Source organism: Cyclobacterium sp., assembly GCF_014762705.1.
Classification (GTDB): domain Bacteria; phylum Bacteroidota; class Bacteroidia; order Cytophagales; family Cyclobacteriaceae; genus Cyclobacterium.
Genome location: NZ_JABURL010000046.1, coordinates 1 through 12,440 on the forward strand (window position 1 = coordinate 1; position 12,440 = coordinate 12,440).

At 42.4% G+C, this 12,440-nt stretch carries 13 protein-coding genes; 8 read left to right on the plus strand and 5 right to left on the minus strand.

The window, feature by feature from the left end:
• Positions 1–306 precede the first annotated feature (306 nt).
• Complete coding sequence (locus HUJ21_RS07935; RefSeq protein ID WP_291368547.1) at positions 307–699, plus strand: DUF302 domain-containing protein; 393 nt, start codon at positions 307–309, stop codon at positions 697–699.
• A gap of 40 nt (positions 700–739) precedes the next feature.
• On the opposite strand, the gene HUJ21_RS07940 is transcribed toward HUJ21_RS07935, so the two are convergent.
• Positions 740–1,411: a flavodoxin reductase gene (locus HUJ21_RS07940; RefSeq protein ID WP_291368549.1), complete on the minus strand. Its 672-nt coding sequence runs from the start codon at positions 1,409–1,411 to the stop codon at positions 740–742.
• Between the two features lie 115 nt (positions 1,412–1,526).
• On the opposite strand from HUJ21_RS07940, the gene HUJ21_RS07945 reads away from it, so the two are divergent.
• From HUJ21_RS07945 to HUJ21_RS07960, 4 genes are all read left to right on the plus strand, one after another.
• Positions 1,527–2,834, plus strand: coding sequence for an MFS transporter (locus HUJ21_RS07945; protein ID WP_291368551.1), 1,308 nt, complete (start codon positions 1,527–1,529; stop codon positions 2,832–2,834).
• A gap of 216 nt (positions 2,835–3,050) precedes the next feature.
• On the plus strand, positions 3,051–3,668 hold the full coding sequence (locus tag HUJ21_RS07950) for an NAD(P)-binding domain-containing protein (RefSeq protein ID WP_291368553.1): 618 nt from the start codon (positions 3,051–3,053) through the stop codon (positions 3,666–3,668).
• 212 nt (positions 3,669–3,880) lie between these two features.
• Positions 3,881–4,804, plus strand: coding sequence for a LysR family transcriptional regulator (locus HUJ21_RS07955; protein ID WP_291368555.1), 924 nt, complete (start codon positions 3,881–3,883; stop codon positions 4,802–4,804).
• A gap of 1,182 nt (positions 4,805–5,986) precedes the next feature.
• On the plus strand, positions 5,987–6,493 hold the full coding sequence (locus tag HUJ21_RS07960) for a hypothetical protein (protein WP_291368557.1): 507 nt from the start codon (positions 5,987–5,989) through the stop codon (positions 6,491–6,493).
• A gap of 359 nt (positions 6,494–6,852) precedes the next feature.
• Here HUJ21_RS07960 and HUJ21_RS07965 read toward each other — a convergent pair whose 3' ends face one another.
• Genes HUJ21_RS07965 through HUJ21_RS07975 form a run of 3 tightly spaced genes read right to left on the minus strand, consistent with a single transcriptional unit; the run spans position 6,853 to position 8,780 of the window.
• A complete protein-coding gene (locus HUJ21_RS07965) occupies positions 6,853–7,740 on the minus strand; it encodes a DUF5777 family beta-barrel protein (protein ID WP_291368559.1) in 888 nt (295 codons plus the stop codon).
• Positions 7,741–7,743: 3 nt separating this feature from the next.
• Positions 7,744–8,292: a YceI family protein gene (locus tag HUJ21_RS07970; protein WP_291368561.1), complete on the minus strand. Its 549-nt coding sequence runs from the start codon at positions 8,290–8,292 to the stop codon at positions 7,744–7,746.
• Entirely contained in the window at positions 8,289–8,780 is a 492-nt protein-coding gene (locus HUJ21_RS07975) for a Rieske (2Fe-2S) protein (protein WP_291368563.1), read from the minus strand. The genes HUJ21_RS07970 and HUJ21_RS07975 overlap by 4 nt, the downstream gene beginning before the upstream one ends.
• 167 nt (positions 8,781–8,947) lie before the next feature.
• On the opposite strand from HUJ21_RS07975, the gene HUJ21_RS07980 reads away from it, so the two are divergent.
• Positions 8,948–9,910, plus strand: a complete 963-nt coding sequence (locus HUJ21_RS07980) for a hypothetical protein (protein WP_291368565.1) — start codon at positions 8,948–8,950, stop codon at positions 9,908–9,910.
• 31 nt (positions 9,911–9,941) lie between these two features.
• On the opposite strand, the gene HUJ21_RS07985 is transcribed toward HUJ21_RS07980, so the two are convergent.
• A complete protein-coding gene (locus HUJ21_RS07985) occupies positions 9,942–10,700 on the minus strand; it encodes an alpha/beta hydrolase (protein WP_291368567.1) in 759 nt (252 codons plus the stop codon).
• Positions 10,701–10,944: 244 nt separating this feature from the next.
• On the opposite strand from HUJ21_RS07985, the gene HUJ21_RS07990 reads away from it, so the two are divergent.
• Together HUJ21_RS07990 and HUJ21_RS07995 are read left to right on the plus strand one after the other, a co-directional pair.
• A complete protein-coding gene (locus HUJ21_RS07990) occupies positions 10,945–12,069 on the plus strand; it encodes a DegT/DnrJ/EryC1/StrS family aminotransferase (RefSeq protein WP_291368570.1) in 1,125 nt (374 codons plus the stop codon).
• A 64-nt stretch (positions 12,070–12,133) separates the two neighbouring features.
• Positions 12,134–12,415 carry a TIGR03643 family protein gene (locus tag HUJ21_RS07995; RefSeq protein WP_291368572.1) on the plus strand — a complete coding sequence of 94 codons (282 nt, stop codon included), beginning with the start codon at positions 12,134–12,136 and terminating at the stop codon, positions 12,413–12,415.
• Positions 12,416–12,440 lie beyond the last annotated feature (25 nt).

The following is a 12,440-nucleotide window of genomic DNA, read 5'->3' on the forward strand; positions in this document are numbered from 1 at the left end:
TTATTGTTTATCAGTGCTACGAAATATTGGAGATTCAAACTTTTCCGAATATTCCGGAAAAATAGCCGCATAAAAAAGGCTGCCCTTTTCGGACAGCCTCAAAACGGCATCGAATTTGCTCTACCTGAAGGTAAATATGGGCGGACACGACAGCAGGATTGCAAATCCTGCATTATCTGGGTTCGACATTTCAAATGGCGAACAGCACGAGTCTAACTTTTAACCGGCCGGCAATGTGACCAGGGTCACTGTGCTTTTCCCTTTCGTCGGCTACCTTTATGTTTCATCAATCAAAACAACGATATTATGAGCTACCACATGGATAAAATATTAGAGGCCTCTTCAATGGAAAGTGTCAAAGAAAAAGTGACAGCTGCCCTTAAAGCAGAGGGCTTTGGGGTATTGACTGAAATTGATATCCAATCCGTAATGAAGAAAAAGCTGGATAAGGATTATAAGCCGATGCTGATTCTCGGAGCCTGTAATCCTGTTTTTGCTGACAAGGTACTCAGCATTGATCCTCACATGACTGCCATGCTCCCATGCAATGTAAGCATCAGGGAATTACCGGACGGAAAATTTGAGGTTTCGGCCATTGATCCGGAATCAGCCATGGTACCGCTGGGGAATGAGTCCATCAAGCCACTGGCCAAAGAAGTAAAAGAAAAGCTGCATAGGGCAGTAGCAGCAGTTTCCTAAAAAAAGGGGATTTTCGAAATCGAAAATCCCCTTTTTCATTTTATTGCTCAAAAACCAGTGCTTCAGGATTGGCTCCTAAATCTTTTAGCGCTTTATCTACTGCTTTCATAAAGCCCTCGGGCCCACAGATGTAGAAGTGCTGGTTTTTGAAATCATTTATTTTGCCTTTCAGGTAATCCTTGTCTATCCTTCCCCGATCATAGGCACTATCTGCCTGTTTTTCAATGATATTATGAAACTTATGTCCCAGGATTGTCTTCAGTTCCTCAAATAAAATGATATCATCATTGGTTTTGTTGGCAAAAATCAGCTCATTGTTACCAATCTTATTCTTTTGTCTTAAATCCCTGAAAATAGATATAAAAGGCGTGATTCCTGCTCCACCGGCAATGAATACCCCTTCTCCCTTGTATTCAATGGCACCCCAGGCATCTCCTATTTCTACCTTATCACCAGGCAGGGCATCTCCCAGCCTTTTGGTAACTCCCTCATGGTCATCATAAGTTTTAATGGTGAATTCCAAAAAATCATCTGAAGGCAGACTGGTAAAGGTAAAAGGACGCTTTTCTTCCTCCCAACCTTCCTTGAGCAAACTCAGCTCTGTAGCCTGGCCGGGTTGAAACCTGTAGCCCCCCGGTTTTTCCACCTTATAGGAATAAGTATCGTGCGTAACTTGTTTTTTCTCTAAAATCTGTAATTGATAAGTATCCATCTTTAATCGATTATTTTCAAGTTAAAATCACCTCTACATAAAGCAAAGATTAATCCAACAATGTGAATCCCACTTATTAATTTTAAATTTAAAACCTATCTGATTTAATCCATTCATGAGTAAAAAGGAAGAACTGGCCGGTAAGGCGTACGAGTTGATCACAGATGATGGTGAATTGCGGGTTTGCGAGCAAATTTCCGAATCAGCCTGTAAAGAAACTCCATTCAATTTTTTTAAAAACATCAGTAGTGGTGCCCTTTCTAAACTAGCTGAGCAATTGGTCAGCCCGGGAACCACCCTGCCCTGGATCCTGTCTGCTTTGGGTGTACCCAACGCCTTTTCCGGTGCCCTGGTCCCGATCAAAGATGCCGGTTCCTTACTGCCACAATTGTTTGTCTCGGCCAAAATCCGCTCCTTTCCGCTCAGAAAATGGTTCTGGGTAATCCCAGCCTGGATTCAGGCCCTGGCTTTACTGGGAATGGCCTTTACGGTACTGAAGATGGAAGGTGAAACAGCGGGCTGGTTGATCCTGATGTTCCTGGCCTTATTCAGCTGCTGTAGTGGAGTGGCAAGCATCGCTTTTAAAGATGTGGCGGCCAAAACCATTCCCAAAGGAAAAAGAGGTCAAATGCTAGGTTTGCGGGCCACGCTTGGTGGGCTGTTTACCTTATTGGCCGGAGGAATTATCCTGGCAGATTTACCGGAAATCAATGACCGAAACCCACTTTTTATATTGGTATTGTCAGGTTCCGTACTGTGGGTTATTTCTGGTTTTCTTTTCAGTTTGATTACAGAGGAAAAGGGAGCCACATCAGGGGGGAGGACACCTGCAGCGGAAATCAAAACCGCCTGGAAATTTTGGAAGGAAGATGCCAATTTAAGGAAATTTATCATCAGCAGGGGACTTTTGATGGCCATTCCTCTGGCCCAGCCCTTCTTTGTTATACTGGGAAAGGAGGAGATTGGAAGTGAAGTAAGCCACCTGGGCATTATGGTCATTGCTGCCGGGATCGCCAATGTGATCAGCAGTCCGTTTTGGGGTAGGTTTGCCGATAAATCCAGTAAAAAAATGATGGTGTTCATTGCCCTGCTGGGGGCCGTGAATATTTTACTCATGTCCCTCTACCCCTTTTGGCCGGAAAAACTCCAGAATGTATATGTTTTTGCTTTCCTATTTCTGGTGCAGGTGATGGCTCATGGAGGTGCCCGGTTGAGCAGAAAAACGTACCTGGTGGATTTTGCCCCAAAAGGAGAACGCCCTTCCTATGTTTCCCTTGCCAATACAGCCATTGGTGTTTTCACCCTTATAGGTGCTGGGCTGGGTGCATTGGCTGGAATAATTGGTGTACAAATTACGCTTTGGGTTTTTGCAGGATTGTTATTGCTGGGCAGCGGTGTCAGCATCCGGCTTAAGGAAGTCTAAAATCGGGAATACCTGGCAATGCGGTGTTCAAACTGCGCCGGGTTGTAATTTGCCTCTGTATTTAATAGTTGTTTATTTGGTATACAGCCCAACATAATTGCATTTTATTATAATAATTCAATATTTTCACAATTTTATTTCATTCAGTAGGATTAATTGTTTACTTTTCACTGAATTTAATGCATTTAAAAAGTTTTTAGGCTAATTTATTTTGACATGAGGGATATAGCGATTTTAGGAGAAAGTAAACTTGCCAGGACTTTGGGAAACCGGTATATGGGAAGGGGTATCAATGTGATTTTTGGCGTTAAAAATGATTTCGAAATTACAGACATCGAGTGGAAAATTTACAATAAACTTTCTGATAAGGTGCTTCCTTACCAGGAAGCCATTGAAAAAGCAGATGTGATTTTTATATGTTGTGAAAACGACTGTTTGAAAACCGTTTGCCAACTTTTGCAACAGGCTGAAAACCAGGATAAGATTATCGTGGACTGCACCAATGGAGTATATACTTCGGGATTGGAGTCCAACACCTCGGCCATCAAAAAGCTTTTAGGGGGGAAAAACCTGTTCAAAGCATTCAATAATCTGGGACTTGATTATCCCAATTCTGATCCTTTGGGGATTATTCAGGAAACCTATTACTGCGGAGACAACAACGAACACAAACAAAAGCTCAAAAAGTGGATTGAATTGGCTGGATTTAAAGCCATTGACGCCGGAGAATTTGAAAACGCCACCTTGCTGGAAGCCTTTTACCACCTCAAAATGAAAATTTCCAACCAACAACAGCAAAGCAGCAATTGCCATTTCAAATTGATTTCCGTATAAAATCGGGCCTGACGCAAGTGCCCCACAATACTACGATTATCCTACACCTGCCTGCCTGGCAGGTGCGGGTTTCTCCCCAAGACCGGGACAGGCTACCTGCCTTTGAAAAACAAATAATAAACAGCGTAAATAATGAGGCCCATCACACTGTCCGTTAAATAAAGATTTTTATATTAACAGAAATTTATAAAATAGGCCTTTATTTATTAGCAATGCATTATACACTTAATCAATTACAGGTATTTTTAAAAGTAGCCCAAACCCAAAGTGTAACGAAAACCGCTGAAGCCCTACACCTTACACAGCCTGCCATCTCAATCCAGTTGAAAAATTTCCAGGATCAATTTGACATTCCCCTGACTGAAGTGGTGGGTAGGAAAATTTATATCACCGAATTTGGAAAGGAAATCGCAAAAGCAGCCGAAGAGATCATCAATCAGGTCAATGCCATCAATCAAAAAACACTACAGTACAAGGGGCAATTGGCCGGCCGGTTGAAAATCACCATTGTATCTACGGCCAAATATGTCATGCCCTATTTTCTGTCGGATTTTTTGAAACGCAATCCGGGCATTGAATTGCTAATGGATGTCACCAATAAACTGCGGGTCATCGATAGCCTGGCAGACAATGAAGTGGATTTTTCCATGGTTTCCATTTTGCCGGACAAACTTCAGCTGGAACACATCGACCTTTTACCGAATAAACTCTTCCTGGTAGGAAGTGCTAAAGCCAGTTTTGATGAGAAAAGGCCACTCTCCGAACAATTGGATGAATTGAACTGGATCTACAGGGAAAAAGGGTCCGGAACCCGCCAAATGATGGAGGCCTTTGTGGAGCAAAACCACTGGGCTATAGCAAAAAAGCTGGAACTCACTTCCAATGAAGCTGTCAAACAAGCCGTTATTGCGGGACTGGGATTTTCTATCATGCCATTGATAGGGATAAAAAATGAATTGAATAATGGAGATCTGAAGATTTACCCCATTGAGGGCCTGCCCCAATCCACCATGTGGCAATTGGTATGGATGAAGGGCAAAAACCACAGTCCGGTGACTGCCGCCTTTTTAGATTACATCAAAAGGGAAGCTCAATCGATCATACAGCAGAAATTCGAATGGTACCTCAAGTATTAGTGCCAAGTCAAGCCTCAACCTACTCATAAAGGCTTCTTCACCCATGGCAAAGGTGTAGACCTGGACTCCGTCGAATGGAGCAAAACACCCGCGCACCCGCGGCAGTCTGTTGGGATAAGTAAACGCCATTTCGAGGTTACTCTCCTTTTTCGGTGAACTTACATCCAGGCTCTGGGTCAGATTGCTTCGCAGGGCTACCAATGACGTGTTTATTAATCCGTTGTAAATCAAGATATTGAAAACCCAAATCGTCATCCTGATTTCTGCGTTTTTTATAATGTTAGGGCTACCGATGACGTGTTTGTTAAATAACTGTAAATCAGCGTATTGAAAAACAAACACTAACATCCTGATTTGTGTATTTTCTAAATGCTTAGCCTACCGGTGACGAAATTGAATCAGATATTTTTGAAAAAGTAGAAACCCTAAAAAATCTGTTAAATAAAGAAGAGATAAATTTTAATACGAAAAGAGCGCAGGCCCGACAAAAAACCGGGGTGCGCAGGAGGCTTGTGGGAGGAAGGATTTTTTGGTACTTTTTCATCAAGGAAAAAGTACAATAAAAACAATCTAGAATACCATAAATAGCCTTTAACGCACCATTATCCATTAAACAATGAGAAGTTTATATTCCCAAATAATGCAAAAAACCTATCGTCATCCTGATTTCTGCGTTTTTTTTAAATGTTAGTTCTACCGATGACGTATTAAATTCCGATTTTATGGAGGAAAACCACCGAAAAAATTAATAGAAATCGAAGATTCATATTTATATACGCAAAGAGCGCAGGACCGACAAAAAACCGTGGGGTGCGGCAGGTTTGCGGGGGGAAGGATTTTTTTGTCTTGATTTTTTGGTTCTTTTGCATCAAGGCAAAAGAACAGATAATTAAAGGAATAATAGTTTATTTCGAGGCATAATCCTGATACAACGTACACCTCTATATTGCAAAAAAACCATCGTCATCCCGATTTCTAAGTTTTTAAAATGTTAGGTCTCTCAATGAGTATCATCCCTCCGCATGTCGCATGCCAGATAGTTGATTTCAAACTATTGACTTTCATTAACTTATATTGAATTATTTTCAATGCATAAATTATTTTAATGTATTGAATAAGATTTATAAATTTTCATTTATGAAATGAGACGGCTATTTTCGCAGGAAACAAAAATAAATCTCCATGCTAAAAAGTCTTTATTTAGTTTGCCCGGTCAATCAGCTTGAAGCTTTCATCCAGAACAAATTTGGCACCCACCATTTTTTCCTGACTGCATTGGGCACCGTTTTTAGATTTGAGGAAGTTCGGTATGTAGAAAAAGTAACTGATTTTCTGATGCAGGATTCAATAGACCGCATCACCCTTGTTCATGATTTGAACTGTCCATTCAAAAACAGAATCATCAACCATGAAAAAGGGCTGCATTCTTATGCCGAGGAGTACCTTTTCGAAATGTACATTGATCACTATTACCGCATCAATCAATTCCAATCCAGGGAGGAAAAAGCCAGGGAGCTGTCTATGATCCATTCCGAGAACCTGATACATACCATTTCCAACCACCCTTTACTTGAAAAACCCCTACGTCAAAAAGGGATAGCCCTGGACAGTTTATTGGTCGATTGGAAAACCAATCAACTGGAAAAAGTAGAAGAAAGTCTTTTTTTGGAAAAAATACCAGCTGAATAAATGTTAAAAAAAATCCCACTAAATTAATCTCAATAAGGAAAATCCGGCCTTAAAATGATACCAAATACTTGTGCTAATCCTTCCCGGAACAATCGGGTAATTGCCTGAAAAACAACCCGGCTGAGGATTAACCCCCATTCTCTTTTCCTGGAATGCTCTTTAAAGGAACGGATTCCCTGTCCATGTCTTAAGAGCAAGTTAACCAATTGAGCACATGAAATCGAGCTAGACGAGAACGTCACACAGTGGGATGATTATCATTGCGAGATTCCCCCGATTTAAGATCGGGACAGGCTATTTGGCAACTTAAAGACAATTATTTACACATGAAATTACCATACATTTACCTTCCGATCACCTTACCTTGACCCTGTTGCAAAAATACGGTTTACATTAAAACCAAGCCTGAACTCTTCTCCTGGCACCCCATTCCCTCCGGCAAGCAGGTATTGCTCATTCAGTGCCTGGGAAGTAACGAAATACATTTGAAACACATGCCCTCCGGCTTCAATGTCAATGCCAACACCTACATTGTTTCGGAGATCACTGTTCAGATTGGGGATCCACTGCAGGGTCAGGGAGGATTTTCCTGTAAGTTTGTACTTGCCTGATATCCCCAAGGCCAAATACAGCTGTTGGTCTCCCTCAATTAAATAGGCTGGCATTGGTGCATTGAAATAGGCCAAAGAGGGACTCAACTGCAGGCTGATTTTATCAGAAATTTTTCTTGCCAGCATTAATTGAAAGACAAAACTACTCCTTTCCGAAAAATCAGGTGCCTCCTCCTGCAAAAATGCGTAATCTGTGCTATTCACACCAGCAGCCCCCATCAAAGAAAGAGAAAAAGGTACGGACCCGCTTTTATTTTGTCGCAACAAATGGTACCTGCCATACAGATTGTAAAACTTGTCCCTGGAGGACCTGGAAGCCCCCAGGGAGAAACGGTCATCAAAGGCATATTCAAAGCTAAACTGAATATTGGCCCCATTGTCCAGGCCATACAGGTTTCGGATGCCCCCATTCAAAGGCCCAAAGGTATGCATGATGGCAAAATGAAGGGTTTTCTCTTCCAAAGGTTCTACCGTCATTAGGTTGATCTGTCTGGGCGCATGAAAAATAAGTTCTACCTCCGGATCAGCCGTTACCAGTTTTCTTTCCAGCTGTGCATGGGTATTTCCATAAAGCAGCAGGAAAAGCAGGGGCAAAGCAAGGCTTTTTAATATACGATTCACAATTAGTTGATTCATGGTCTATTTTTTTAATTGAGCTTTAATCTTTACACTTTGGGTTTCCGATAATTCGTAAAACATCACTTTGGGAATATCAATGTCAAAATCCCCCAGTTTTACCTCAAAACTTGCTTCCAGCAAAATTTCATTTTCACTTAGCTTTGTCAGGCTGCCATCTATTTCCATATACTTTTCCTTCCCATGGATTTTAAAAACTCCCAGGGCCTTTACTTTTTGGGCTTGATTCATTTCAAGGTTTATGGGTTCTTCCATCTTGCCGGAAAACTCAGCAAAGGGATATTTTTCAGTTTCCAGGTAATTGTCCCTCATGTGTCTGTCTCTGAGCCCAATACCCGTTTTGAGGGTGTTCAGGTCTATATAAAAATCAATCTGGTTTTTTTCAGGATACAGCAGTCCATGGAGCTTGTCGGACTCCCCCGTAAATTCATTCAATGCCGCCTGAGACAAAAAGCTCACTTCTCCATCGGTAGTTTTAAATTCCTGTGCCCCCACCGTCCCTACCATCAACAGATAAATCAGGGGCAACAACCATATTCTTTTCCAATTCATAACCGGTTGATGATTAGGTTTCCGTTTTCTTCCGATACCGCGTAGGACTTTAAGGGTTGGGTAGCTGGTCCATTGACCACCTCTCCCTGCGTGTCAAAGCGGGAACCGTGGCAGGTACAGGTAAAAACCTGGTTGCCAAAGGTCCAGTTTCTGTCACATTGGGAATGTGTGCAAACTGAAGTAAGAGCGCTGAACTGCCCGTCCAGATTCACTACCAAAAGCTGAGCCTCTCTGATCAACATCCATCCACCTGAGGCCATCAATCCCTCATTTTTGGCCAAATCAATGGTGACTTCCTGATTATTGATGAGTATGCCCTCCTCATTTTCGTTGGGTTCATTATCAGGAAGCATGTCACTTTCACTGGTACAGCTGGTAAAAAAAGCTGCACCAAAAACGGACATGACCGATATTGAACCGACTCTGGAAAGAAAATCTCTCCTTCCTGTTTGTAGCCTCCCACGTTGAATCTTTTTATTTGTTTCCATGGCTTCATTTACGCAGAAAAGTGGCTGGTTGGATTCCGTAAAAGCAAAAATAAATACTGCCTATACAGCCGGACCCCATATACAGCCTATGAATGCCCCTGATAATTGATTTTTGAGGTTGCAATTTCCCCCGGCTTGCCTTACTTTTCCGTACTAAATACTTTCCTATGAAAAACCCGCTAGCCTGTTTGCTCTGCATACTACTTCTTGTTGATCCGCTTTTTAACTATGCCCAAAATGGTGGGATCCAAAAAGTTGCTGATTTCCCGGAGGCTTTTGAGTCTCTTCCTGCGCTCCCCTTAACTGTCAAACTTAAAAATAACATCCGCTTTGATCAGGAAGGTGGCCACTTGCAGGGTATTCAGCTTTACCAGGAAAATACGGTCTATTTAAGTGGTAGTTCATCCAACTACAGCTACATTATAAGTGGGGATCTGAAAAAACAGATCGTCACGGCAGTAGATACCCTGCTTCTTTCCCCACTGCGACATGCGGGAGGATTTCAAATTTATGACCATTTTTTGGCTGTGGGGATTGAAGACAATCAGAAAAGAGACCTGGCGAAAGTACAGCTATATGATTTGGAAAAAGACAAGCCCTGGCAAATGCCTCTGGGAAGTCTGGAAAGAAAAGGAGCACCTGAACGGGTAACAGCCGGGGCAGTGGGATTGACCGCCTACAAAGAAAAAATGTGGCTGCTGGTGGCCAATTGGGACAGCAGGGTGCTCGATTTCTACACCTGCCCTGAAAAAGACTTTTATCCGGGAAATGCTCCATTCCAATTGCAAATCAGTATAGACCTGAGCAGGCAGGACCGGAAGGACTGGATCAATCCGGATTGGTTGTCCTACCAAAATCTCAATCTTTTTACCGATAAAAAAGAGCAAATGTATGTAACAGGTACTGCCCTAAGTCCGGATGGAAAGCAGGTAGCGGATCTTTTTCGCCTGATCCCTGATAAGGAGAAGCCTGTTTTGGTAAAAATTGCCAGTAAAATTTTCTCCACCAGTGAGAAAGTAAATTTCAAGGCAGCCGCAGGATTACAAGTCAGCCAGGAAGGCCGACTCCAGCTCACAGGGGCCCCGTATCAAATTGAAGACGAAACCTATATAGATTTGTTTTCCAATTGATGACCTGCTTTACTCTTACCTGCCTTTTGCCTCAGTTGATGTTTTTTACAAAATCACGAACCCACCTAAAGGCTTTTCCCGGAGTATACAAAAACTGCACGATCATGGGAACATGTCTTTTGTTCTTTTGAATCCTTAAATCCGGTTTAGGTTCAAAATCACTATAAACCTGCATGAAGCGATCTGTTCCTTCCAGGATACTCTCATAGGTTTTTCCCCCCATTAAAAATAACATGGGAGGCATTTCCTCATGTAAAAAATATATGGGTGAGGTGGCTCTCCATACTTCAGGATCATCCGTAAAGGTCCTGAGATGTGAAGTACCCGGTGCATTGTTTGCTTCTTTGAGGTAATGGTACATGTCTAATCCTGCTGCATCGATAAGGGCTGCCCCGGCTATAGGATTTCCCACGCCCAAACTATCAAAGTAAACATCTCTGACAGCTACCAAACTGGCCAGGTGCCCTCCGGCAGAATGGCCCGAAACCACGATCCTGCCCGGATCCCCTCCATATGCTGATATATTCTCCGAAACCCAGTCCAGGGCTTTGGCCACTGCCATTCCCATGGTATGTATTTTATATTCCGGACTCAAAGGATAATCTATGATCACCGTAACGATTTCCCTGCGTGACATCCTCCTGCCCAAAAAGCCATACCGCTCCTTACTGCCGGAACGCCAACTGCCTCCATGGATAAAAACCAAAACCGGTAAAGGATCAATGATTTTTTTCGGGTAGAAAATATTCAATTGCTTTTGGGGCATTTCTTCCAAAAAACCTTCTTCCATATAGGTTATGTTTTCTGAAACCGTTATTCCCCTCAATGAACAGGATGCCAGAATAAAAACCGAAAAAAAACATAAAACAAAATTGCTCATCATTGCTTTTTAATAGGTACGGAACTGATCCATGATCAGACCATTGTGAAGGTGCTGATCAGATATAACATTTTATACACGATTTAAATTGCTCCATCTTGCTTAGGTGCTAAAAGCTTGCCTAAATTAGCCCCTCTGTTTATATTATCACGGAATGACTCTCAAAAATTCAATAAAATTTCTCGATCTGAAAGCGATCAACAACCGTTTTGAACCGCAGCTTAGCCAAACCATTTTAGATGTGGTTCAAAGTGGCAGGTACCTGAAAGGAGAACAAACCGAAGGCTTCGAAAAAGAATTCGCTGCATACATTGGTACCAAACATTGTATTGGCCTTGGAAATGGCACCAATGCCTTGGAAATCATCTTTCGGGCATACCTGGAATTGGGCATTCTCAAAAAAAACGATGAGGTGTTGGTCCCGGCCAATACTTTTTTTGCCACCTTTTTGGCGGTCATCAACCAGGGTTTAGTTCCTGTGCCGATAGACCCTAATTTACCGACATTTCTTTTGAAAACCACCGGAATAGCGAAAGCCATTAGCCCCAGAACCAAAGCCATGGTGATGGTCCATCTCTATGGTAGAAATGCTTACCATGAAAACATTCATGCCTTGCTGAAAGCCAATGGCATTCTTTTGATTGAGGACAATGCCCAGGCGGTAGGAAGCCGGTATTTGGACAAGAAAAGTGGCAGTCTGGGAGATGCAGCAGCCCATAGTTTTTACCCGGCAAAAAACCTGGGAGCCATGGGAGATGCCGGAGCAATCACAACCAATCAGGATCAATTGGCGGAAACTTGCCGGGCCCTTGCCAATTATGGAAGTATTACCAGCTTTGAATACCAATATGCCGGAACAAATTCCAAAATGGATGAAATACAAGCTGCCATATTGAGGGTAAAGTTACCCTATCTGGATGAGGATAATGCCAGAAGAAACCACATTGCCCTGGAATACCTCTCTCAGATCAAACACCCGAAAATTCAGCTACCCCTGCCAGCCGATCCATCGCAAACGCTCCAACATACCTGGCATCTTTTTACCATTTTGGTAGCTGACAGGCAAAATTTAATGAATTATTTGAGGAAGTTCGGCATAGAAGCAGCCATCCATTATCCTACTCCTCCGCATCGACAGCCTGCTTTTAAAGCATCCTTTCCAGGCAAAGCACTCCCCCTTACAGAAAGGATTCACAGAGAAACACTCAGTTTGCCGCTGAATCAGGCTTTGACAGAAAAGGAACTGGCTTTTATTATTGACCGAATAAACCACTGGTAAATCAGCTCAGGTTGATTTTTTCCATCCCATACAAACCATTTGGTTGGCTAAAAGTTTTGATGATATGAATTTGTTAAAACAACTTTCCGAAAGACAAAAAGACAGGATCATCGAGATGGCCTGGGAAGACCGGACCACCTTCGATGTCATCTTCAGGCAATTTGGCATCCCCGAAAAAGACGTCATCAAACTAATGCGCAGGGAAATGAAAGAAAGCTCCTTCAAAATGTGGAGAAAAAGGGTACAAAGCCGAAAGACAAAACACCAAAAGCTAATCGCCAATCAACCTGTTAAACGTTTCAAATGCTACCGGCAGAAAAGCATCTGCCAAAATAGGATCACCTGATAAGCAGCCTGCTATTCAGAAAAGC